Here is a 24,131-nt window from a genome sequence, read left to right on the forward strand (position 1 = left end):
TGAACCTCCTGAGTTTCCTCCATTATCTCCTGAATTTGAGCCTCCTGAATTTCCTCCATTATTTCCTGAGTTTGAACCTCCTGAGTTTCCTCCATTATTTCCTGAGTTTGAGCCTCCTGAGTTTCCTCCATTATTTCCTGAATTTGAACCTCCTGAGTTTCCTCCACTGTTTCCTGAGTTTGAACCAGGTCCTGTTGTAGTATCATCATCTGGTGTTGTTGGTGTTTTATTTGGTGTTGTCGGAGTCTGTGTATTTGACTTCTCTGAACCTTTACTTACATATAAATTTATTTCATCCCCCTCTTGAACTCTTGATGAACTAGCTCCTGGGCTCTGATTTAAAATAGTACCTTCTTTATATATTGAACTATATTCATACTTAACTGTCCCTACTTTTAAGTTATTTTCTTCAATAAGTTGTTTTGCATTACTTAAAGTAAGTCCCACTACATTAGGAACAGAAGCCTGATTTGAACCTTTACTTACAACAACATTTATAGTATCACCCTTTTTGACATTTGTACTTCCACCTTCAGGTGTCTGTGATATTATACAATTTTTATCAACTTCACTACTATACTCTTCACTTTTTACACTTAAGGATAATCCTTCTTTTTCAACAGCACTTTGAGCTTCTTCTAATGGCATATTTACAAGATTAGGAACAGTCAAAGATTTATTGCCAAATCCTCCTGCAAATAAAAACTTATATGCTAAGAATACTTGAGTGCATAGTATCAGTATCAAAACAGCTGCAATTACTTTTAATCTTCTTCTTGCCTTTGGACTTTCCTGTTTTTTCTTCTTTTTCTTAATCCTCTTACTTGGAGTATTCTTAGGTTTCTGGTTCTTTTTAGCTCTCATTATCTCTTCCTCATCTTCTTCATCTTCTTCATCTTCATAAAAATCATCATAATAATCTTCATCATCGTCTAAATCAGCAACTTCAACAGGTTTAGCTACCTTTTCAAGTGTTGGCTTTACAGGTACTGGATTTATAACTTTATTAATTTCTCTTTCATCAATTTTCTTAGTTGCAAAATCATCATATTCTTTTATAAAATCTAAATCAATATTTTTTTCTATATACTCTATATCTTCTATCAACTCTTCAGCAGTTTGGTATCTGTCTGCACTAGATTTTTCTGTAAGTTTTTTTATTGTAGTTCTTACACTTTGAGGAATCCTAACTTTTTCTTCTGATGTAAAATCTATATCATCATTAATATGTTGAAGTGCTATAGAAATTGGACTGTCTCCTCTAAATGGAACTTTTCCTATCAACATTTCATATAAAACTATACCTAAAGAATATAAATCAGCATTATTAGTTACAAATTTACCTTTAGCCTGTTCTGGTGAAAAATAGTGCACTGAGCCTATTATACTACCAATATTGGTCATTGTTGAGTTTGAAACAGCTTTAGCTATACCAAAATCAGCTACTTTTACTACTCTTCCTTCATTGGATATTAGAATATTATGAGGTTTTATATCTCTATGTATAATCCCCTTTTTATGTGCAGCGCTAAGTGCCATAGCTATTTGTTTTGTTATATCTAATGCAGTATATTCATCTAATATACCTTCATCTTGTATAATCTCTTTTAGATTCTTTCCATCTACAAATTCCATTACAATATAGTGAACTTTTCCATCTTCACCAACATCATAAACATTTACTATATTTGGATGGGAAAGACTTGCTACTGCCTCTGCCTCTCTTTTAAATTTTGTTAAAAACTCATCGTCATCTACAAATTCAGGTCTAAGTACCTTAAGTGCAACAGTCCTGTTTAATAACCTGTCTTTTGCCTCATATACAAAGGCCATTCCTCCATCACCAATCTTCCTGATGATTTCATATCGATTTCCTAAAATTGTATCTCCCACAATATCACCGTCCTAATTATACTTTTATCACTATAACCGAAACATTATCTTTACCAGAAACATCATTGGCCATACTTATCAACTCTTCACTTATATTGGTAATTCTCTCATATTCATAATCTAATATTAAATCTCTTATATCTTCATCATTAATAAACCCAGTTAATCCATCTGTCGCAAGAAGTATTATATCACTTTTTTTGATATCTTTCTTAAAAATATCTACAACAACCATATCATCTGTTCCAATTGCTCTAGTTATTCTATTCCTTTGTGGATGTATTCTTGCCTCTTCTTCTGTAATAACATGAGCCATCATAAGTTCTTCAACCACGGAATGGTCTATAGTTATTTTATCAAATTTTTCATCTGTTAACAAATAACATCTGCTATCTCCAACATTTGCCACATATAAGACATTATTATACACTATAGCTGTAACTAATGTAGTTCCCATTCCTTCAAATTCTATATCTTCCATAGATTTTTTGTGCACAATTGAGTTTACATTATTATAAGCCTGTTTTAATATATCATCTATATAGTCTATTTTTACGTTATCATGTTGTAATAAGTTTTCTTTTAGAAAATCAATTATGTTTTCTACTGCTAATTTACTGGCGACCTCACCTTTTTTATGTCCACCCATTCCATCAGCTATGGCAAATATTCCTACTGGACCATGTTCTGTATCTATAACTTCTCCCTCACAATAGTCTTCATTATTTTTTCTTATTTTCCCTATATGTGAGGCACAACTATAAACCATACGACTTCCTCCTTACAAATTACTTGTATTTTCTTCTCAATTGACCACAAGCTCCACTAATATCAGAACCCATAGACATCCTAACTGTGGCAGGTATGTTGTTTTTCTCCAAACTATCCCTAAACTTATAAATAAATGCTTTATCTGGCTTTTCATATTCTCTTTCTTCAACTTTATTTATTGGTATTAAATTTACATGACATAGCATACCTTTTAAGAGCTTAGCTAATGCTTTTGCTTCTTTTTCTGAATCATTCACTCCTTTTATAAGAGAATATTCAAATGTGACCCTTCTATTTGTTTTTTTTATATAATATCTACAAGCATCTAATATTTCTTTAATAGAATAAGCATTTGCTACAGGCATAATTTTTCTTCTTTCTTCATCATATGGTGAATGAAGTGATAAAGCTAAATTTATAGCTATTTCTAAATCTGCCAATTCATACATTTTAGGTACTATTCCACAAGTTGAAAGAGTTATATGTCTATACCCTATATTAAGACCATTTTTTTCGTTAATTATTTTTAAAAATTGTTTTGTATTCTCAAAATTATCAAGTGGTTCACCACTTCCCATCAACACAAGATTTGATACCCTTTTACCAGTATCTTCTTGAATTTTAATAACTTGGTCTAAAATCTCCCATGGCTCTAAGTTTCTAATCAATCCATCCATTGTAGATGCACAGAAATTACATCCCATCCTACAGCCAACTTGATTAGATACACATACAGTAACTCTACTATTATAATCCATCATCACAGTTTCTATTATATTTCCATCATCTAATAAAAACAAATATTTTTTTGTACTATCCACCTTAGATTCCAACTTTAATTCTATATCTATATGTCCTATACATGAAACTTCTTCTAATTTGTTTCTCAAACTTTTTGGTATATTATTCATATCATCAAAAGTTTTTGCACCCTTATATATCCAAGAGAATATTTGACTTCCTCTAAAGGGCTTTTCATCTATAGTTTTCATAAATTCTTTAAGTTCATCTTCAGTAAAATTTTTTAATACTACTTTTTTCTTTTTCATTCTCTCACTACCTTATTCTTTTTAATTTTGCTATGAAAAAACCATCTATACCGTGGACATGAGGATATATCTTTAAATACCCTTTATCCTGATTGTCCAAGTCTACATTTACTGCATCAATTGGAGTCAATTGAAAATTATTATTTTCTTCAATAAAAGAAGTAATTATACTTATATTTTCCACATCTTGAATTGTACATGTACTATATACTAAAGTTCCACCAATTTTAACATACTTAGATGCATTTTCTAGAATTTTCTTTTGTATAGAAGTAATGTCTCTTAACTCTTCTTCTTTCTTATATTTAATCTCTGGTTTACGTCTTATTATACCAAACCCAGAGCAAGGAACGTCTGCTAAAACATAATCAAATTTACTTATACTCTTTTCATCAATCTCAGAAGCATCAAATTTTTCTACACATACATTTTTAAGACCTAATCTGTTTACAGTAGACTTTATGAGCTTTAGTTTGTGCTCAAAAATATCTCTAGCTACTACGTGACCAGTATTGTTCATTAAAGTAGCTAAGTGAGTAGATTTCCCTCCAGGAGCACTACATACATCCAAAACAAAAGAACCTTCTCTTGGATTAATTACTTTCCCTACTATCATAGAGCTTATATCTTGAATTGTAAATAAACCAGCCTTAAATAATTCATTATTTTCTATATTTTTCATTTTTTCGACTTTAATAGCTTCTTCTACCATAGAAACTTTTAAACATGTAATGCCCATTTCATTTAACTTTTCAATAAGTTCTTCTCTGCTTATTTTAAGTGTGTTTGTCCTTATATAGATACTAGGCTTTTCATTGTTCGCTTCCAACAAATCTTCAGTAAATTCTTGTCCAAATTTATCCATCCAATTTTTTATAATCCAAGAATTGTAAGAATACTTTATTGATAAGTATTTTACACTATCTTCATCAGTTATGTCCATTATAGTATCTTTGTTTCTTATTTCATTTCTAAGAATAGCATTTATGAAACCAGAAGACTTTTTATCATATTTCTTAGATAATTTTACAGTTTCATTAACTGCTGCATAATCAGATATACTATCCAAAAACAAAATCTGATATGTTCCCATTCTTAAAAAGATTTTAACATAAGTTGACATTTTTTTTACTTTTATTTTTGAAAGTTTATTGATTATATAATCTAAATAATACTTATTTTCTACTACTCCATAGATTAATTCTGTTGCAAGCCCTCTATCCATGTCACTTATTTCTAAATTTTTAAAATGTTTATTTATTGCAATATTTGAATAGTTATCATTTTTCTCTATATCACATAATACTTTAAATCCAATTTTTCTTGCATCCATATAAATTTCTCCCTTTTATTAAACATAAAAAAGGGTTGTTTCTAAACAACCCACTTTACTTTTAGTCATTTCTTCTTTGAGCTATCAGTAACAATCTAAGTAATTGAAGTATTGAAACCAACGCTGCTGCAACATATGTTAAAGCTGCTGCTGAAAGTACTTTTCTACTTTGTCTTGACTCACTCTCATCTATAATACCTAAATTTCCAAGTTGAACGATTGCTCTACTTGAAGCATTAAATTCTACAGGTAATGTTATTATTTGGAATAATACTGAAGCTGAAAATAATAGTATCCCAATTTCTAAAAATGGACCAGCCATAATAAATCCTATAAATATTAAAAACCAAGATATACTTGAAGCAAAATTTACTACTGGTACTAAGCTACTTCTTATTTGAAGAGGTGCGTAACCTTTAGCATGTTGTATCGCATGACCACATTCATGTGCAGCTACTGCAACAGAAGTTATAGATGTTCCATAATATACATCTTCTGACAGTCTTACAGCCTTTCTTCTTGGGTCATAATGGTCACTTAGATGCCCTCTAACCATTTCTATCTTTACATCATACAAACCATTTGAATCAAGCACTCTTCTTGCTGTTTGCTCTCCAGTATATCCTCTACGTGCATTTACTCTTAAATACTTATTTGTTGTTGAACTTACTTTAAATTGTGCATATACAGTAAATAATATAGCTGGAATTAATATAACCATTGTTGGGTCAAATCCCCAAAAACCGCCATACATAGGGTACATAAATAACACTCTCCTAAAATATATTTTTTATACATCCTCTTAATATTCACATAACTTAAAAACAGTTTAATTGTAAGCTAATATATTTTTTCCTGTTAAAAAGTCTATAGCTTTTTCAATATCTACCATATCTACATTAGTATTTACACAAGGTCCATTAGGCCTTTTGTTAAATACACCTAAAACAGGAATCTTTTTAATATCTTGTATTCCAGACGTTAAATCTCTTTCACATGCAACAGCTATAACAGCTTCAGGTTTATTTTCTATTATGATTTTTCTAGCTAGAGTTCCTCCTGTAGCTACAAATATTTTTACATTAGTTCTTTCCTTTAGCTTAATTAATTCTCCTATGTTGCATCTTCCACATTCTTTACAATTATCTATATCATTAGTAACTTTTAATTTACAACTATTCTCTTGAATACAATGAGGTATTAAAATTATTATATCCTCTGGATTAAAATTATATTTATTACTGTATATATATTCATTATTTAACTTTATATATATCCTTCTAATCTCACTTTTTGACATACCAAATGATGATGCAATGAAAGATATAATGGGAAATAATCCACTGACAATCTTAAAATTTATTTTCATTATATTTGAGTTAATATTCTTTCCTTTAATTACTCTATAAGTAACTGCTGTTGAACATAGTATTATAAGTATTAGTGATATTATTATAATATTTATTGCTAAAGAAAATATTTGAGTTAAATTTATTATAAAAAAATTTACAACTCCTATCAAAATCCATAATATTAAAATTAAAATCCCAACACTTGTTAAATACTTCTTTATATCTGTCATACTTTTCACCTAACCCAATACTAAACCAGTTTCTATAGTATTCCCTTTTATATATTCACCAACCAACATTCTCTTTTTATTTGGCATCTGAATTTCTTCGATTAAAAGCACCTTATCTCTAGTACTTACTTTTATTCCTTCTTTACTTACATCAATTATCGTACCTGCACCTTTAGTACTTTTTTCATTTAACACTTTAGTTTTCCAAATTTTCATTGTAACACCATTGTAGGTAGTATAAGCACTTGGCCATGGATTTACACCTCTAACTAAATTATGTATCTTCCTAGCACTTTTTGAAAAATCTATATTACCTAATGATTTATTCATTATTGGAGCATAAGAAAATTCCTCATGATTTTGTACTTCTCTTGGTGCAGTTCCTTCTTCAATTAACTTTAATGTTTCTTTTAAAGTTTCTGCTCCTATATTCATCATTTTATCATGAAGTTCTCCTGCTGTTATATTTTCATCAAGATTTACTTCTGTCTTTAGTATCATATCTCCAGTATCCAGACCTTCATCCATGTACATAGTTGTAACACCAGTCTTTTCTTCACCATTTATTATTACCCAATTTATAGGTGCCGCACCTCTATATTTTGGAAGTAAAGAAACATGAACATTTATACATCCACGTCTAGGAATTTCTAATATTTCTTTTGGAAGTATCTGCCCAAAAGCTACAACCACTATTACATCTGGATTTAAAGATTTCATTGTATCTATAAATTCTTTATCTCTAGCCTTGATTGGTTGATATACAGGTATATTATTTCCAATTGCAAGTTCTTTTACTGGGCTCATACCCAGTTTTTTACCTCTTCCTTTTGGTTTATCTGGTTGAGTTACAACACCTAATATTTCATACTTCTCATCTATTATTTTTTGTAAACAAGGAACTGCTATATCTGGAGTTCCCATAAATACTATTTTCATCAAATCAACTCCTACTACTTTTCTATTTTATCAACAAATAGAATTCCATCTAAGTGGTCTATTTCATGACAAAATGCTCTAGCTAAAAGTTCTTCTCCTTCTAACTCTACTGTTTCACCATTTCTATTTAAAGCTCTAACTTTTACATAATTTGGTCTTCTAACCTCTCCAGCTTCTCCAACAACACTTAAACACCCTTCTTCATCTATTTGCTCTCCAGATGTTTCTATTATTTCAGGATTTATAAGTTCTATAAGCTCTTCTCCAACATCTATTACTACTACTCTTTTTAAAATTCCAACTTGAGGTGCAGCTAATCCGACACCTTCTGCATCATACATAGTTTCTGCCATATCATCTAATAATTGTATTATCTTTTCATCAATTTTTTCAACCTTTTTTGATTTCTTTCTTAATACTGGTTCTCCTATTTGAACTATTTGTCTTAAAGCCATTGTACTTCCTCCTAAATTTATAATACACTATTTGGATTAATATCTATAGATACATTGATATTCTTATCAAATATCAAATCTCGTTTTGTTATACATATATATTTTATTATACCCTTTAACAGATTAATTTCAATATTTTCATCTTTAAAGAGTATCTGCCATCTATAATTTTGATTTATTTTTGATATTGAACATGGGTTTGGTCCTAATATAAATCCTAAATCATTTATACCCCTTTTTTCTAATAAAAAAATCAATGATGCATGCATATTTTTTATATTTTTTACCACTAATCTCTCATCTTCACCACTAACAACTACACTCAACATGTTATTAAAAGGAGAATATCCAAACGCTTTTCTTATTTTTATCTCATCCTCATAAAAACCTTTATAATCATATTCAATAGCATGCTTAATAGCATAGTGTTCAGTATCATAGGTTTGAAGCACTACTTTTCCTTCTTTATCTGCTCTCCCTGCTCTTCCAGAAACTTGAGTTATCAATTGAAATGTAGTTTCAAAACTTTTAAAATCTGGAAAATTTAGTATCATATCTGCAGATAAAATACCTACTAAAGTTACATTCTCAAAATCCAGCCCTTTACTTAACATCTGTGTTCCAATCAGTACATTAGCTTCTTTATCTTTGAATTTATTTAGTATCTCATCTAAAGCACCTTTTTTTGAAGTTGTATCCTTATCCATTCTCAAAGTTTTTATATCTGGAAAAATATATTTTAATTCCTCCTCAATTTTTTGAGTTCCAGCTCCAAATGTTTTAACATAATTACTTTTACATTCAGGACACTCTTTTGGAATTTCTTTCTCATATCCACAATAGTGGCATCTTCCAGTATTACTTTTCTTATGATAAGTTAAAGATATATCACAATTTTCACATTGGAACACATATCCACACTTTCTACAAGATACAAAATTTGCATAACCTCTTCTATTTAAAAAAAGTATTACTTGACTATTTTCTTCAATCGCACAACTTATTTCTTTTTGGAGTTTCAGACTAAATATACTTTTATTGCCTTTATCTAGTTCATCTTTCATGTCTACCACTTCAATATTTGGAAGAGGTTTATCATTTGCTCTCCTCTTTATATTTATAAGTTTGTATTCACCTGATTTTGCCCTATAATACTCTTCAATTGAAGGTGTTGCTGAACCTAAAATAAGAGTTAAATTATTTTTTAATGCCATAAATCTAGCCACTTCTATAGCATTAAATTTTGGATTCTTCTCAGACTTATATGATGACTCATGAAATTCATCAATTATTATCAATCCTAAAGAATTAAAAGGTGCAAATAGAGCCGACCTAGCTCCAATTAAAACTCTTACTTTCCCTGCTTTGACAGCCTTATAAACATCATGTTTTTCTCCTTCAGATAGTTTACTGTGAAACACTCCAACTAAATCTCCAAACCTACTCTTTAACCTATCTATTGTTTGAGGAGTTAATGCTATCTCAGGTACTAAGAATATACTATCTAAACCTTGACTTAAAGCAAACTCTATTATTTCCATATAAACTTCAGTTTTTCCACTTCCAGTTACTCCATGAATTAAGTATGGTTTTTTATTATCCATAAACATATTCGACTTTATCTCATCAACCGCTTGTTGTTGCTCATTGTTTAATTTTATACTTTTTGATATGGATTTGTAAATACTTTTTGGTTCTCTATAATAATCCTTAAATTCTAGAGTTATCAACTTTTTCTTATTTAAAGAATTTATACTTTGTTTTGAAGCATTTAATAAATCCAATAAATCATTTATCTCTACATTTTCATTATTTTTAAGAAAACTTAATATCTGTTTTTGTTTACTTCCTACATTTATTTTATTTTGTTCTATATAATCGTCAATTTTATCACTTTCCAAGCTCAAAGATATATAACATACTTTCTTCTCATTTTTATGATTTTTGTATTCCCAACATAATTTTATAATTCCATTTTTATTCATTGTGTATAAAGAACTATTTAGGTTTGGTATATATTTTAACTTATCAACCTTAATTTTACCTTTATTATCAATTACTTTCTCTACTATTTCTCTATTTTTATCACTTAAAGTTGATATTTTTTTCTTTAATTCAGTATCATTTAATCCACTTAAATTTTCACCTAATAAGACTACTTTATAATTATTTAATTTATATCCTCTTGGATATATCAAATTTATACATTCTATATAAGTACACAAATATCTATTTTTCATCCAATAAACCAATTCTAAGTCTTCTTTTCTAAATATTGGATTTTCATCTAATATATCAATAATTTCTTTTATTTTTATTTTTTCATCTAAGCTATCTGTAAGTTGAAATACAAAGGCTTCTGTTGGTTTATTACCTTTTCCAAATGGTACTAATATTCTGTGTCCAATTTTTATGACCTCAGATAAAAATACAGGAATTTGATATGTAAATAAATTATCTGTGTATATAGTATTACTTCTAACTATTACCTTTGCATATTTTTTCATTGTAAAACCTCTACTTAAATTTAATCTACTGTTCATATTCTAATATATAAACAATTTCAAGTTATTAATATTAACTCTATTTTAATAATTAACTATTAGTTATATTTTATACTTTATGACAAAATAAATGCTGAAAACTACAATTTAACTGACATTTGCGAGTTTTTACTCGCTAAAATTAAATTGCAGCTTTCAGCCACTTTAGCTGTGATAAAATACACAAATATCATATTTAAAAAAGGTCTTATTTCTCAAGCAATGCTTTAATTTTATCTAAAATAACATTGGCTACTTCTTCTTTTTTCATTTTAGGATACTCAGTAATATTTCCTTCTACATCTATTATTTTTACAATATTAGTATCAGCTCTAAAACCAGCACCCTCTTTGGTTAAATCATTTGCCACAATAAAATCTAGATTTTTCTTTTCTATTTTTCCTTTGGCATGTTCTATAAGGTCATTAGTTTCAGCTGCAAATCCTACTAATATCTTATCTTCTTTTATTTTTCCTATTTCATAAGCAATATCATAATTCCTACTTAGTTCTATTGATAAATCATCATTCTTCTTTTTAATTTTCTTGTCAGAATAAGTTTTTGGTTTATAATCTGCAACTGCTGCACTTTGAATTACTATTTTATTTTCACTTAAATTTGATACTACTGCTTCATATAAATCTTGTGCTGACTCTATTTGAACAAACTTTTTAAGGTTTTGTGGAATAGAAAGATTTGTAGGACCTGATATTAATGTTACATCAGCACCTCTAGATATAGCTTCTCTTGCTATAGAATATCCCATTTTTCCAGAAGACCTATTAGTTAGATATCTTACTGGGTCTATACTTTCTACAGTTGGGCCAGCTGTAACTATTATACTTTGACCTTTTAAATCTTGCTCTTTAGTAAGATTAGCTAAAACTTCCTCCACTATTACATCTGGATTAGCTAGTTTACCTGCTCCAATATCTCCACATGCAAGTCTTCCACTTTCTGGTTCAATAAATTTATATCCAAAGCTCTTTAAAGTTTGTATATTTTTTTGTACAATTGGATTTTCATACATATTAGTATTCATAGCTGGTGCCATCAGAACCTGTGCTTTGGTTGCCATAACAGTAGTTGTTAACATATCGTCAGCTATACCATTTGCAATCTTTCCTATAACATTTGCACTTGCTGGCACTATTAAGAATAAATCTGCTTTTTTTGCTAATGATATATGCTCAACTTCCCAAGTTTTTGGTTCTTCAAACATATCTTCTACTACATAATTTTGACTCAGTGATTGAAATGTAAGTGGTTTAACAAATTCTGTTGCTGATTTTGTCATTATAACATGGATATTTGCATTTAGTTTTTTTAACTTACTTACAACATCACAAGCCTTATATGCAGCTATTCCACCGCTTATACCAATTACAACAGTTTTATCTTTTAGCATGACCTTACTCCTCTTCTGAAATTTGTTGGTGTTGCTCAGCATGGTGTCTAGCTTCTTCGATTTCTATTTCTTCCTCTGTCAATAATCTATATGTTATTTTTCCACTTGCAACTTCTTTAGTTGCTACACATACAGGTTTTTCCTTAGCTTTATTTGAAACATATGGTTCTTCTCCATCAATTAATTTTCTTGCTCTCTTTGAAACAGTTCCTACTAAATAGTATCTGTTGTCTATTTTTTCTAGTACCTCATTGATAGATGGTTTTAACATAATTATAATTCCTCCTTGAATTTCTCTATTATAATATTTTTATATCTGCTAACTTTATTCTTTTCAGATGATATTATACCTTCTATTTCTTTAGCAGATGTTTTTACATCTTCATTAAATATAAAATAATCATAATCCTTAATCATTTTAATTTCTTCATATGCACAACTAAATCTCTTCTCTATTTCAGCTTCTGTTTCTGTACCTCTTCCAACAATTCTATTTTTTAATTCTTTAAGTGATGGTGGTAGTACAAATATAAATACTCCCTCTGGACAAACTTCTTTTATTTGTTTTGCTCCTTGCATTTCAATTTCTAATAGTACATCCTGTCCTCTTTCTAAACATTCCATTATTGCTGCTTTTGGAGTCCCATAAAAATTATCATAAATTTGAGCATACTCCAAAAACTCACCTTTTTTTATCATTTCTTCAAACTTTTCCTTGCTTATGAAGAAATAATTTACTCCATCAACTTCTCCAGTTCTTGGTTTTCTTGTAGTAGCTGATACAGAAAGTTTTATTGTATCATTTTCTTTAAGTAGTTCTTTGCAAATAGTACCTTTTCCTGCACCTGATGGTCCTGATACAACTAGCAATAATCCTTTTTTCGCAAACATTTAAGCATTCCCCTTCTAATATTGTATTCTTACTCTATATTTTGTATTTGTTCTCTTATTTTTTCTAATTCGCTTTTTACTTCCACTACTAAATTAGTTATATTTATGTCAGATGACTTCGAACCTATAGTGTTAGTTTCTCTATTCATCTCTTGTATCAAGAAATCTATTTTTCTACCTATAGAGTCGTCTTTAAATATAGTATTTTTAAGTTGACCTATATGACTTTTAAATCTAACTATTTCTTCTGTTATACTGCTTTTATCTGCATATATTGCAACTTCTTGTGCTAATCTATTCTCATCTATTATACTAGGGTCATCCAACAATTCACTTATTCTCAAATTCAATTTTTCTCTATAATCTTCTACAACACTACTTGAATATTTTTCAATTTCTTCTATGTGATTTTTTAATAAATCACATCTCATGGTAATATCTTCAGCTAATTTTTTACCTTCTTCACTTCTCATTTCTTTTAATTTGATTAATGCATCTTCAACTGCTTGATTCAACATTGACCATAATAAATCTTCATCTTCTTCTTTTTCTTCTATTTTCACAATATCAGGAAACTTTGCAACATTCATAACACTAATATCATCTATAATGTCAAATTTATTTTTTATTTCTTTTAGTATATCTATATATTGAGATGCTAATCCCTCATCAAAGTTTAAGTTTACATCTTCTTTACCTAATAAGTCAAATTTTATGTATAAATCTACTCTTCCTCTTTTTACATAATTTTTTACTAAATTTCTAACCTTATCCTCTAAAAATGAAATTTTTCTTGGAAAACGTATGTTTATATCTGAATACTTATGATTTATTGTTTTACACTCTACTAAAAAGTAATAATTATCATCTTTGTATTCTCCTCTTCCAAAACCAGTCATACTTATAGCCATTAATTAAACCTCCAAAACACCTTCACATATTTTTACTGCTGGACCTGTCATATAATAGAAATCTCCTATATCTATTTTAACTGTTCCACCTTGAGAAGTTACATTTACACTACTTTCTACCATGTTAAGCAAATTACATATTATTGCTGATGCAGTCATACCAGTACCACAACCTAAAGTATATCCGCAACCTCTTTCCCATGTGTAAACATGTATATTATACTTATCTTCTACCTTTACAAAATTTACATTCGTTTTTTTAGGAAATATTTTATTATTTTCAATCTCTTTTCCATACTTACAAACATCATCTACATCTAACTCATCTACTATAACTACTGTATGAGGAACTCCCATCAACATAGAAGTAACCTTAAATTCCCTATCTAAAACTTTTATACTTTCTTGCACAAAACGTTCTTTATCTGTAGATACAGGGACATCTTTAGCTATAAAACTTCCTTCTCCCATATTGACTCTTATGGAGTTTATTTCTCCATTAATAAGATTTATTTTTATATCTTTTACACCATCTAATGTATCTACTGTAAAATTTTCTTTTTTAACTATACCATTATCATAAACAAATTTACAAAAACATCTAAGACCATTTCCACACATTGCTGCTCTTGAGCCATCAGAATTGTAATATACCATTTCTACATCTGCAACTTTTGAATCTTTCACAACTAACAAGCCATCCGCCCCTACAGAAAATCTTCTATGACATACTTTTTTTGCTAAAATAGTATAATTTGATGGATTTATATGGTCGAATCTTCCATCTATTGCAATAAAATCATTCCCTATTCCATGTAGTTTCCAAAATTTCATAAGTATCGCTCCTTCGTAAATTAACGCTTAAACTATTATAACATAAAAAAATTCCCATAAACTTATAATTTATGGGAAAAGTTTTGTAATGACAACTATAATTTGAGGATGTGAGGGAGAGTTGCCATTACAATTAGGGTAATTATATTATGTTTTAAGCTAGTTCTTTCTATGTTTATATCATAATATTTCCATATGAATTTTATGTATAGTTCGTTTAAACTGTATATGAATTTTTAAAATAAAATACTCAACATGCTAGATTTAATTCTTCTTTAATACATACATATTAACATACAGCTATTAACTCTTTAAGTGTTTTTAAAACATAATCTAAATCTTCTCTAGTAATATCTACATGAGTTACAAATCTGTACTCCCCATTTTCCATTTTATTAATTTTTATATTTCTTTCAAAAAACTCTTTTATCAAAACATCTTCTTTTATGACATCTTCATTCATTTTAAAGAAGACCATACTTAAGTCTGGGTTAGTGTTATTTACTTCAATACCTTCAATTTTATCTAACTCACAAGCTAAATATTTTGCATTTTCATGGTCTTCATTTAATCTTAGTGTCATTTTTTCAATAGCGATTATACCAGCAGCTGCAACTATACCAACTTGTCTCATTCCCCCACCCATAACTTTTTGCTTTCTTCTAGCTTTTGCTATAAATTCTTTACTTCCAGCAAGTATAGACCCCATTGGTGCAGCTAAACCTTTTGATACACAGAACATAACACTATCACAACACTTTGCTATTTCTTTAGCTTCTACACCTAAAGTTAATGCTGCATTGAATAATCTTGCTCCATCCAGATGTACTGGTAAGTTATGCTTCTCAGCTATTTTTTTAATTTCTCTTAAATTATCAAGACTCACAACAGTTCCACCTGAATATGCATTTTCTACACATATAAGACCTGTCTGTGGTTCATGTATGTCATCTCTTCTAATTGCCTTTTCAACAAGTTCAGGATTAAGTGCTCCATTTTCATCTTCATCTATAGTTCTAAGTTGAACTCCAGCTATTACAGCAGGTGCTCCAACCTCATGAGTTACAATGTGATAACCTTTACCAATAATGATTTCTTGACCTCTTAGACAGTGAGTAAATAAAGCTAACTGATTTCCAAAAGTCCCACTTGGAAGAAAAATTGCATCTTCTTTTCCAACTTTAGCTGCTGCTAATTCTTCAAGTTTATTTACAGTAGGGTCATCTCTAAAGATTGAATCTCCAACAGGAGCCTTTGCCATAGCTTCTCTCATTTCATCAGTAGGCATAGTAACAGTATCACTTCTTAAATCAATAAATTTCATTTTTTCAACCTTCTTTCATATTTATAGACTATACACTTTTAAAATTTATTTATTTTTGTAGAGTTTATATTTTTATTAAGTTACTCTTTACATAATAATTATACTATATTTGTTTTATATTTAAGCAAATTTAAATTATTAAGTTTTAAAATATACTGACTAGCCTTCTGTGAGTATATCATGTAAGTATAATATATTAATCCATGTTGTTTAAATTCCCCCTAGTCATAGAGCATATATTATGTGTATAATTAATTTACTGACTTATTTTAGTCAAAGAAAGGGGTGCTATATATGGCATTAGATGGATTAGTTATACATTCAATAGTAGATGAATTATCATCAAAGCTTACAGGTGGAAAAATAGATAAGATTCATCAACCTGAAGATGATGAGGTAATTTTTAATATAAGAAATAATAAAGAAAATTTTAGATTGGTTTTAAGTGCAAGTGCTTCAAATCCTAGGGTTTATCTAACAAGTAATTATAAAAAAGAAAACCCCCTAAAAGCACCTATGTTTTGTATGTTACTTAGAAAGTATATACAAGGAGGAAATATTATAGAAATCTCTCAAATTGGTTTTGAAAGAATAATAAAAATCAGCATTGAGTCTTTAGATGAATTAAAAGAAAAGACAATTAAGAATATTATGATTGAAATTATGGGAAGACACAGCAATATAATAGTAACTCATGGTGAAGACAATAAAATTATAGATTCTATAAAAAGAGTGCCTTTTAGTATAAGTAGAGTTCGTCAAGTTTTACCTGGACATATCTACTCATTACCACCAAAGCAAGATAAACTTAATCCTCTTGATGATATATCTAAGGATTTATTTATTACAAGGCTTAACGAATTTGAAGGTTCTGTTTTTAAGTCTATATATTCTAAATTTCTAGGCATAAGTCCTACCATTGCTAAAGAAATTTGCTACAGGGCAGATATAAATCAAAACACTAGTATAAAAGATATATCTAGTCATCAATTTAATTCTTTATACAAAGAATTTTGCAATTTATTTAGTGATATAAACTCTAATAAATTTTCACCTTGTATTGTTATAGATAAAAAATTAGATAAAGTAGTTGATTTCAGTTGTGTCACTCTTACACTATTCAATAATTTATCATACATTAATAAGGAAAGTATGTCTAATATACTGGAAGATTTCTACAGAACTAAAGATATTAAAGATAGAATTAATCAACGCTCCTCTGATTTAAAGAAAAGTATATCTGTTAAACTTGATAGACTTTATAACAAACTTAGAAAGCAAGAAGAAGAATTGTTAGAATCTGAAAATGCAGATATTTATAAAGTAAAAGGCGAACTAATTACATCTTATATATATATGGTAGAGAAAGGTATGGAAAGCATTAAAGTTGCCAATTTCTATGATGAAAATTGTAAAGATATAACAATAGAATTAAATAAAAACTTGACACCATCTGAAAATGCTCAGAAATATTTTAAAAAGTACAACAAAATGAAACATGCTAAAATTGAAATATCTCATCAAATTTCATTAAATAAAGAAGAAATAGATTACTTGGAAAATATAATTTTAAGTATTGAAAATTGTGAAAATTTGGCTGAATTACAAGACATAAAAGAGGAACTTGCTAAGGTTGGATATATCAAGACTCAAAAGAAAAACAGCAAAAAGGATACTATCCCTTCTACAAAACCTCATGAATTTATATCTTCTGATGGGTTTAAAATATTAGTTGGTAAAAATAATAAGCAGAACGACTATCTTACACTAAGACTTGCTGATAACGACGATTTGTGGATGCATACAAAGAATATTCCTGGTTCTCATGTAATAATAAAGTGTGCTGGTAAGGAAGTACCTGATAATACTATATTTGAAGGAGCCATGCTGGCAGCATTTTTTAGTAAGTCAAAGCTTTCTTCTCAGGTGCCTGTAGACTATACTAAGAGAAAAAACGTAAAAAAACCTAGTGGTTCTAAGCCAGGTATGGTTATTTATGAGACTAACAGTACTATTTATGTTACTCCTGAAGAAGAAACAGTAGCTAAACTTAAAGTTAAATCTGAATAATCTCTGCACTAAATACAAAAATTAATACTAGATAAACATATATTACCATACTAAATGAAAAAAGTGGTATTCTTATAAAATACAATAAGAATACCATTTTCTATTTAACTCACTTTTAATTTTCTAATAAACTATTTTTATGTTTTGATAACTGCATTTATATTCATAACGAGTATCTTTAATCTTCTAGACAAATATAATTAGAAAATTAATATTAAAAGCTATTTTTTAATCTGCTAATTTGTTTTAGTAACTCATTGTATTCTGATTCATAATGTTCTTTTTTTAGATTATCCTTTTCTATAGACAACATAGATATAACATTTGTAAGTCTATTTTCTAATACTAAAAGATTTTCTTTTTTAGCTTGACTTTCTCTACTATGAGTTTTTTTATTTCTGTTAATTATATAGTCATCATAATTACAATCAAACTCCCTTATTTTATAATCTTTTATGTCTATAATATAGTTACAAATATGTGATACAAATACTCTATCATGAGATACTATAAGCATAGTTTTATCAGTGTTTATCATTGCCTTTTCTAGTGCCTCCATAGATTTTATATCCAAATAATTTGTTGGCTCATCAAATACTAAAAAATTATTATCTTCCAATATTATTTTACATAGTGCTATTTTTACCTTTTCTCCTCCACTGAGTACTTTTACATTTTTGTAGACATCATCACCTTTAAATCCAAATAGGTTTAAGTTTATCCTTATAAAATATTCATCAAATGAACTATTTACTTTAGTATTATATAGAACACTCTTTTCCTCATCTAATAAACTTTGATGTTGGTCAAAATACCCTACTTTCACCTTGTTATTTATTTTTATATGGTCATTTTTATTGGTCAATATTTCTTTTATCAAAGTACTTTTTCCACACCCATTATCACCTAATAATGCTATCTTTTTGCCTCTTTTTATTTTAAAAGAAACATTATCTAACAGGAGTTTATTCCCTAGCTTTAGAGTCATATCCTTTATCTCTATTAGATTTTTACTAATTATCTCCATACCCTCTTGAATCTTAATCTTCATTTCTGTAGAAGCTTTAGGTTTATTCTTTACCTCAAGTTTATCAATTCTACTTTTTATAGCCTTTACATTTGAGTCTAATTTTTTCTTATTAGTCTGCCCACCCATTTTGTGTAACCTAGCTTCTGAATTACCCATTCGTTTTGGAGTTTTTCTTACACCATCACTTAAAGCTTTTTTATACAAAAGAGCTTTTTCAAGCCTTTTTTTCTCTTTAATATATTCCTGATATTCAAAATCAGCTCTTTTTATTTCTTCATCTTTTTGCATTAAATAATCAGTGTAATTACCTTTGTAAGCTTTTAATTTTCCATCCTCTAGCTCTAATATAGTTGTACATAACTCGTCTAGAAAATGTCTATCATGAGATATTAATAATAAGGCTCCCTTATGCCTTTTAAACATGTCTTCTAAAATCCCAATACTTTTTTTATCTAAATTTGAAGTTGGCTCATCAGCTATTATTATATTTTTCTTATCACTCAGTGCATCTGCTATCTTTAGCTTAACTTTTTCTCCTCCTGATAAATACTCTTCAAATCTATCTGGAGCATTTAAAAGACTCTTTTCTTTACTATTACTACATGTTTCAATATTATTTTCACTTTGACTTATATAAGAATAGCTATCTGTAAGATAAACATATCCTTCATCAATTTCTATTTCACCTAATATTGCCTTTAATAATGTAGTTTTTCCTTGACCATTTGAACCAACTAGACCTATTTTGTCATTTTCTGACACTTCAAACTTATCTATATCTAAAATTAATTTATCAGCATAATATTTCTTTAAACTCTCTACTTTTACTAACAGCATAAAAAAATCCCTCCTTAATACACTTAAATATAAGGAGAGATTTATATAAATAGGCATAACAAATAAACGTATAGACTATAATCTACTCTCCTTAATTTAAGCATCGCAAATAAAGCCACCAAAATAGGCTTTTCAAAAATTACAATACTTTAAATTATAAAAAATAGATTATATTCTCATTGTCCCAGTTACCTTGCCCTTTCTTTCATTTATTTTTAATCATTATATCAACATTAATTACAAATGTCTATAGAAAATTAATTATTTAAAATTATACAAGATAGCATTTATTATTCTTCAACTTTAAAATCTTGATTATTTAAAATTCTATTTAATACAATTCCAACAATTGCAGCTAAACTAAGACCTGTTATCTTTACTGTACTTGTTATAGGAATTCCAATAGAAATACCTTTATTAGACATATACGTTGTTCCTAGACCTATTAGCAATATAACTGCTATTATTAATATATTTATCTTACTTTCTACACAAGAACTATCTCTTATAGTCTTTAATCCTACATAAGTTATCATTGAAAATAACATTATACTAATTCCACCCATAACTGAACCTGGTATACTTTGAAGGAATCCCCCAAACTTACCTACACATGCAAGTAATATAGCAAACACTGCTGTACGTCTAAGTATTGAAGGGTCATAGTTTTTAGTTATAGCAAGTACTGCTGTATTTTCTCCATAAGTTGTATTAGCTGGTCCACCTAAGCAACCTGCAACTATAGTTGCAAATCCATCTCCAAGTAAGGTTCTATTTAACCCTGGATTTTCTATAAAGTTTTTACCTACTACAGCACCATTAGTAGTCATATCTCCTATATGTTCCATAAATACAGCTAACACAACTGGAGATATAATCACAATTGCTCCTAAACTAAATTTAGGAACTGTAAAGTTAGGTATTGCAAATAAACTTGCTTCTGTAATTGTAGTTATATCTACTAATCCTAATATCAAACAGATTATATACCCAGAAAAAACAGCTATTAATATTCCTAATTGTTTTATAAATCCTCTACCAAATTTATTAGTTAAAATTGCTATTGCTAAAGTTATAAATGCTATTACAAAATTTGCTGAAGCCATACTAAAAGCTGTTGGTAATAAATTCAAACCTATAACTACTATCATAGCTCCTGTAACTTGTGCTGGAAAATACAGTTTAATTTTATTTACTCCAACTACTTTTACTATAATCGACATTATAATATAAATTAATCCTGCTACTATTATACCACCTTGAGCATATGCTAAATCTCCTCCATACGCCTCTTTAGCTGCTAGTATAACTGGTATAAATGCGAAACTTGAACCTAAAAAGGCAGGTACTTTTCCTTCTGTACAAAAATGAAATATCAATGTACCAACACCAGCACAGAAAATTGCAACTGACGGATTAAAGCCTGTCAAAATGGGAACTAATACTGTCGCTCCGAACATGGCTAATAGATGTTGTAAAGACATTATCGTTTTTTTCATAAAAACCTCCAAAATTATTATATATAAATAAATCCTCTATTTAATTAATATCTTTTAATTAATTATCATCCCCTAGATTCTACTTTTTAAACTCATTATAAATTTCATTGTTTTTTTACATTTTACGACATTAAAAATTCAAATAAAGGAGAATAAAGACTATACTAAAATACACATCCATAAAATTATAATATTTATTTTGTGCAATCTATGTAAGCTTTATCCTCCCCCTGACTATTCAATGCTAAGCTTTTATATAATATTTAAAAATAATTATTCTTTGATTGTAACTGAATCTTCTCCATCAATTTCTAATAAACTAACAGATATAATTTCATGTCTAGAAGTAGGTACATTTTTTCCTACATAATCTGCTCTTATAGGTAGCTCTCTATGCCCTCTATCCACTAATACTGCTAATTGTATTGATTTAGGTCTTCCTATATCAATAATAGCATCAAGTGCTGCTCTTACAGTTCTTCCTGTATATAACACATCATCAACTAAAACTACTGTTTTATCATCTACATTAAAGTCTAAATATGTTCCCTTGACTACTGGTTCAACATTAATTTTTTCTAAGTCATCTCTATAAAGTGTTATATCAATATCTCCAGTGTCTACTTTTGTTCCTTCTATTTGTTCTATTCTTTTAGAAATTCTATTTGCAATTGGTACACCTCTAGTCTTTATTCCAACTAATACTAGGTCTTCTACGCCTTTATTTCTTTCAATTATCTCATGACTTATCCTAGTAATTGCTCTTGCTATCGCCTTTTCATCCATTAATTGAGCTTTTTCTACCATATCATAACTATTGCCAAAAAAATATACTATATTTTATTTTGACAAATCTACTCCTCTCTTTTAAATTTTTATAACTTCACTTTTATTAAAATTTTCAATTTAAACAACAAAAAACTCCTCATCACAAGACAAGAAGCTTTTATATAAAAAATATATAGTCTAATTCAGCAATTGTCTTACGATATCTCTGTATCGTTTAAAGATAATTTTTATACTCCATTAACTCAAATTATATATTTATATTTCAAATTTTTCAAGCTTTTTTAATCAAAATACTTTAATATAAAACATTTTAGTTAAATTCCACTAAATTTATCACTTATATAAAACTAAACAAAGGTTTATAATATTATGCAAATTTTTATTTAATTTTTCTAATAACTTCCTTAAAATACTCTGGTAACTCTGAATCAAATTCAATATATTCCTTAGTAGTAGGATGTATAAATCCCAATTTCTTAGCATGCAAGGTTTGTCCCTTTAATTTAAACTTATTTTCTTTAGGTCCATATACAATATCACCTAAAAGCGGGTGATTTATGGACAAAGCATGAACTCTTATTTGATGAGTTCTACCAGTTTCAAGCCTAGCTTTCATATGAGTGAATTTATCAAATCTTTCTACCACTTCAAAATGAGTGATTGCATTTTTCCCGTCTTTGACTACAGCCATTTTTAACCTATCCTTAGGATTTCTTCCTATAGGTTTGTCCACAGTTATTTTATCTTCTTTAACCACACCATAGCATATAAATTCATATTCCCTAGTTATAGTATGTTCTTTTAATTGTTCTGCTAGAAAATTATGTGCATAATTATTCTTAGCTATCATAAGAAGACCAGAAGTATCTTTGTCTATTCTATGAACTATACCAGGTCTAATAACTCCATTTATTGATGATAATTTATCTTTACAATGATATAAAATTCCATTTACCAATGTATTTTCATAATTTCCAGGAGCAGGATGAACAACCATATCCTGAGGTTTATTTATTATTAAGACATCATTATCTTCATATACGATATTTATAGGTATATCTTGAGCTACAACCTCCAAAACTTTAGGCTCTGGTATCTCTATAATAATTTTGTCCTCTTCTTTAACTAAATATTTTGCTTTTTCTACTTTATTATTAACTTTTACTTTACCATCTTTTATAATTTTTTGTATATAGCTTCTTGACATATCACCTAATTGTTCTGCTAGATAAACATCAAGTCTAACATCTTCTTCCTCTTCAAGCACCAAAAAATCTCTTATCTCATCCATCAAATCACCTACTTTTACTTTCAAAAAATAAAACATATATACATAAAAATACAGTTCCTAAAACTACAAATACATCAGCTACATTAAATACATACTCCCATATAATTCTAAAATCAAAATAATCTACTACAAATCCTAATCTAACCCTGTCAATTAGATTTCCTAATGCACCAGAAATGATTAATATAATTCCCAACTTCCCAGATGTATGTACTTTTCTTGTATTGAGATAGTATAGTCCAAATACGGTTGCAAGTAATGCAACTATTATAAATATCCATTGATTATTTTGTAATAGTCCAAATGCTGCCCCTCTATTTTCAACATAAGTTAGATGAAATACATTCTTTATTATTGGTATTGTTGATACATTCACCAAATTATTTAACACCCATATCTTAGACAGTTGATCTAATCCTATAAGCAGAATTATTATTAACACATATAACAATGATTTTTCCCCCTATAAATTATTTAAAAATCAATTTTGCTCAAAATTCACTATTACCATTATACAAAAAAAATACTATAAAGAGCAACTTTATTAAAACTGTTAGTTACTGTATTTTTTAATAAAACTGGCACAAAATCTAAAATAATATTACCCTTTCTATATTATAAATTATTACACATTTAAAATCATATTATTATGTATAAAAAATTTAAAAGTACTATACCACTC

21 protein-coding genes are annotated in these 24,131 nt (G+C 28.4%); 1 reads left to right on the plus strand and 20 read right to left on the minus strand.

Translation table 11 applies throughout. The annotated features are described in order from the left end of the window. The 15 genes from pknB to ltaE form a co-directional block, all read right to left on the minus strand. The coding region (gene pknB / locus KGF39_RS02805; protein ID WP_227821112.1) for a Stk1 family PASTA domain-containing Ser/Thr kinase at positions 1 to 1,893 on the minus strand (1,893 nt) is incomplete at its 3' end. A 16-nt stretch (positions 1,894 to 1,909) separates the two neighbouring features. Further along, positions 1,910 to 2,662, minus strand: coding sequence for a Stp1/IreP family PP2C-type Ser/Thr phosphatase (locus KGF39_RS02810; RefSeq protein ID WP_054274565.1), 753 nt, complete (start codon positions 2,660 to 2,662; stop codon positions 1,910 to 1,912). A gap of 19 nt (positions 2,663 to 2,681) precedes the next feature. Continuing rightward, entirely contained in the window at positions 2,682 to 3,713 is a 1,032-nt protein-coding gene (gene rlmN, locus KGF39_RS02815) for a 23S rRNA (adenine(2503)-C(2))-methyltransferase RlmN (protein ID WP_227821113.1), read from the minus strand. Positions 3,714 to 3,720: 7 nt separating this feature from the next. Beyond that, positions 3,721 to 5,046 carry a 16S rRNA (cytosine(967)-C(5))-methyltransferase RsmB gene (gene rsmB, locus KGF39_RS02820; protein ID WP_227821114.1) on the minus strand — a complete coding sequence of 442 codons (1,326 nt, stop codon included), beginning with the start codon at positions 5,044 to 5,046 and terminating at the stop codon, positions 3,721 to 3,723. 61 nt (positions 5,047 to 5,107) lie between these two features. Further along, positions 5,108 to 5,809 (minus strand): zinc metallopeptidase, encoded by a 702-nt coding sequence (locus KGF39_RS02825; protein ID WP_054274568.1) that lies wholly within the window; start codon positions 5,807 to 5,809, stop codon positions 5,108 to 5,110. A 66-nt stretch (positions 5,810 to 5,875) separates the two neighbouring features. Next, the gene (locus KGF39_RS02830) at positions 5,876 to 6,628 is read right to left on the minus strand and encodes a DUF116 domain-containing protein (protein WP_227821115.1); all 753 of its coding nucleotides are present in this window, start codon (positions 6,626 to 6,628) and stop codon (positions 5,876 to 5,878) included. Between the two features lie 9 nt (positions 6,629 to 6,637). Then, a complete protein-coding gene (gene fmt, locus KGF39_RS02835; RefSeq protein ID WP_227821116.1) occupies positions 6,638 to 7,567 on the minus strand; it encodes a methionyl-tRNA formyltransferase in 930 nt (309 codons plus the stop codon). 14 nt (positions 7,568 to 7,581) lie between these two features. Beyond that, positions 7,582 to 8,022 (minus strand): peptide deformylase, encoded by a 441-nt coding sequence (gene def / locus KGF39_RS02840; protein ID WP_107595467.1) that lies wholly within the window; start codon positions 8,020 to 8,022, stop codon positions 7,582 to 7,584. A 17-nt stretch (positions 8,023 to 8,039) separates the two neighbouring features. After that, the gene (priA, locus tag KGF39_RS02845; protein WP_227821117.1) at positions 8,040 to 10,529 is read right to left on the minus strand and encodes a primosomal protein N'; all 2,490 of its coding nucleotides are present in this window, start codon (positions 10,527 to 10,529) and stop codon (positions 8,040 to 8,042) included. Between the two features lie 244 nt (positions 10,530 to 10,773). Continuing rightward, complete coding sequence (coaBC, locus tag KGF39_RS02850; RefSeq protein ID WP_227821118.1) at positions 10,774 to 11,973, minus strand: bifunctional phosphopantothenoylcysteine decarboxylase/phosphopantothenate--cysteine ligase CoaBC; 1,200 nt, start codon at positions 11,971 to 11,973, stop codon at positions 10,774 to 10,776. A 4-nt stretch (positions 11,974 to 11,977) separates the two neighbouring features. Beyond that, positions 11,978 to 12,244, minus strand: a complete 267-nt coding sequence (rpoZ, locus tag KGF39_RS02855) for a DNA-directed RNA polymerase subunit omega (RefSeq protein WP_003416246.1) — start codon at positions 12,242 to 12,244, stop codon at positions 11,978 to 11,980. A 2-nt stretch (positions 12,245 to 12,246) separates the two neighbouring features. Continuing rightward, entirely contained in the window at positions 12,247 to 12,864 is a 618-nt protein-coding gene (gene gmk, locus KGF39_RS02860; protein WP_054274574.1) for a guanylate kinase, read from the minus strand. Between the two features lie 29 nt (positions 12,865 to 12,893). Then, positions 12,894 to 13,775 (minus strand): YicC/YloC family endoribonuclease, encoded by an 882-nt coding sequence (locus KGF39_RS02865; protein WP_227821119.1) that lies wholly within the window; start codon positions 13,773 to 13,775, stop codon positions 12,894 to 12,896. A gap of 3 nt (positions 13,776 to 13,778) precedes the next feature. Then, entirely contained in the window at positions 13,779 to 14,609 is an 831-nt protein-coding gene (gene dapF / locus KGF39_RS02870) for a diaminopimelate epimerase (protein WP_054274576.1), read from the minus strand. 289 nt (positions 14,610 to 14,898) lie between these two features. After that, the gene (gene ltaE / locus KGF39_RS02875) at positions 14,899 to 15,933 is read right to left on the minus strand and encodes a low-specificity L-threonine aldolase (RefSeq protein ID WP_227821120.1); all 1,035 of its coding nucleotides are present in this window, start codon (positions 15,931 to 15,933) and stop codon (positions 14,899 to 14,901) included. Positions 15,934 to 16,227: 294 nt separating this feature from the next. On the opposite strand from ltaE, the gene KGF39_RS02880 reads away from it, so the two are divergent. Continuing rightward, positions 16,228 to 18,003 carry an NFACT RNA binding domain-containing protein gene (locus KGF39_RS02880; protein WP_227821121.1) on the plus strand — a complete coding sequence of 592 codons (1,776 nt, stop codon included), beginning with the start codon at positions 16,228 to 16,230 and terminating at the stop codon, positions 18,001 to 18,003. Between the two features lie 214 nt (positions 18,004 to 18,217). Here the strand turns inward: KGF39_RS02880 and cplR are convergent, their stop codons facing one another. The 5 genes from cplR to lspA all read right to left on the minus strand — a co-directional run bounded on the left by cplR (position 18,218) and on the right by lspA (position 23,900). Then, entirely contained in the window at positions 18,218 to 19,870 is a 1,653-nt protein-coding gene (gene cplR / locus KGF39_RS02885; protein ID WP_227821122.1) for an ABC-F type ribosomal protection protein CplR, read from the minus strand. Positions 19,871 to 20,160: 290 nt separating this feature from the next. Then, a complete protein-coding gene (locus KGF39_RS02890; protein WP_107595473.1) occupies positions 20,161 to 21,369 on the minus strand; it encodes a solute carrier family 23 protein in 1,209 nt (402 codons plus the stop codon). A gap of 273 nt (positions 21,370 to 21,642) precedes the next feature. After that, positions 21,643 to 22,176, minus strand: a complete 534-nt coding sequence (gene pyrR, locus KGF39_RS02895; RefSeq protein WP_054274581.1) for a bifunctional pyr operon transcriptional regulator/uracil phosphoribosyltransferase PyrR — start codon at positions 22,174 to 22,176, stop codon at positions 21,643 to 21,645. Positions 22,177 to 22,537: 361 nt separating this feature from the next. Further along, entirely contained in the window at positions 22,538 to 23,485 is a 948-nt protein-coding gene (locus KGF39_RS02900; protein WP_227821123.1) for an RluA family pseudouridine synthase, read from the minus strand. Next, entirely contained in the window at positions 23,454 to 23,900 is a 447-nt protein-coding gene (gene lspA, locus KGF39_RS02905; RefSeq protein ID WP_054274583.1) for a signal peptidase II, read from the minus strand. The genes KGF39_RS02900 and lspA overlap by 32 nt, the downstream gene beginning before the upstream one ends. Between the last annotated feature and the right edge of the window lie 231 nt (positions 23,901 to 24,131).

Source organism: Clostridioides sp. ZZV14-6345 (genome assembly GCF_020657775.1).
Lineage (GTDB): Bacteria > Bacillota > Clostridia > Peptostreptococcales > Peptostreptococcaceae > Clostridioides > Clostridioides difficile_D.

Bases quoted from the DNA above. Each gene is read 5' to 3' on its own strand.
- KGF39_RS02825 (WP_054274568.1), bottom strand. From the start codon at position 5,809: ATGTACCCTATGTATGGCGGTTTTTGGGGATTTGACCCAACAATGGTT.
- ltaE (WP_227821120.1), bottom strand. From the start codon at position 15,933: ATGAAATTTATTGATTTAAGAAGTGATACTGTTACTATGCCTACTGAT.
- KGF39_RS02890 (WP_107595473.1), bottom strand. From the start codon at position 21,369: ATGAAAAAAACGATAATGTCTTTACAACATCTATTAGCCATGTTCGGA.
- rsmB (WP_227821114.1), bottom strand. From the start codon at position 5,046: ATGGATGCAAGAAAAATTGGATTTAAAGTATTATGTGATATAGAGAAA.
- pyrR (WP_054274581.1), bottom strand. From the start codon at position 22,176: ATGGTAGAAAAAGCTCAATTAATGGATGAAAAGGCGATAGCAAGAGCA.
- priA (WP_227821117.1), bottom strand. From the start codon at position 10,529: ATGAAAAAATATGCAAAGGTAATAGTTAGAAGTAATACTATATACACA.
- dapF (WP_054274576.1), bottom strand. From the start codon at position 14,609: ATGAAATTTTGGAAACTACATGGAATAGGGAATGATTTTATTGCAATA.
- KGF39_RS02880 (WP_227821121.1), top strand. From the start codon at position 16,228: ATGGCATTAGATGGATTAGTTATACATTCAATAGTAGATGAATTATCA.
- rpoZ (WP_003416246.1), bottom strand. From the start codon at position 12,244: ATGTTAAAACCATCTATCAATGAGGTACTAGAAAAAATAGACAACAGA.
- KGF39_RS02810 (WP_054274565.1), bottom strand. From the start codon at position 2,662: ATGGTTTATAGTTGTGCCTCACATATAGGGAAAATAAGAAAAAATAAT.
- cplR (WP_227821122.1), bottom strand. From the start codon at position 19,870: ATGCTGTTAGTAAAAGTAGAGAGTTTAAAGAAATATTATGCTGATAAA.
- KGF39_RS02900 (WP_227821123.1), bottom strand. From the start codon at position 23,485: ATGTTTTATTTTTTGAAAGTAAAAGTAGGTGATTTGATGGATGAGATA.
- coaBC (WP_227821118.1), bottom strand. From the start codon at position 11,973: ATGCTAAAAGATAAAACTGTTGTAATTGGTATAAGCGGTGGAATAGCT.
- def (WP_107595467.1), bottom strand. From the start codon at position 8,022: ATGGCTTTAAGACAAATAGTTCAAATAGGAGAACCAGTATTAAGAAAG.
- rlmN (WP_227821113.1), bottom strand. From the start codon at position 3,713: ATGAAAAAGAAAAAAGTAGTATTAAAAAATTTTACTGAAGATGAACTT.
- gmk (WP_054274574.1), bottom strand. From the start codon at position 12,864: ATGTTTGCGAAAAAAGGATTATTGCTAGTTGTATCAGGACCATCAGGT.
- fmt (WP_227821116.1), bottom strand. From the start codon at position 7,567: ATGAAAATAGTATTTATGGGAACTCCAGATATAGCAGTTCCTTGTTTA.
- KGF39_RS02830 (WP_227821115.1), bottom strand. From the start codon at position 6,628: ATGACAGATATAAAGAAGTATTTAACAAGTGTTGGGATTTTAATTTTA.
- KGF39_RS02865 (WP_227821119.1), bottom strand. From the start codon at position 13,775: ATGGCTATAAGTATGACTGGTTTTGGAAGAGGAGAATACAAAGATGAT.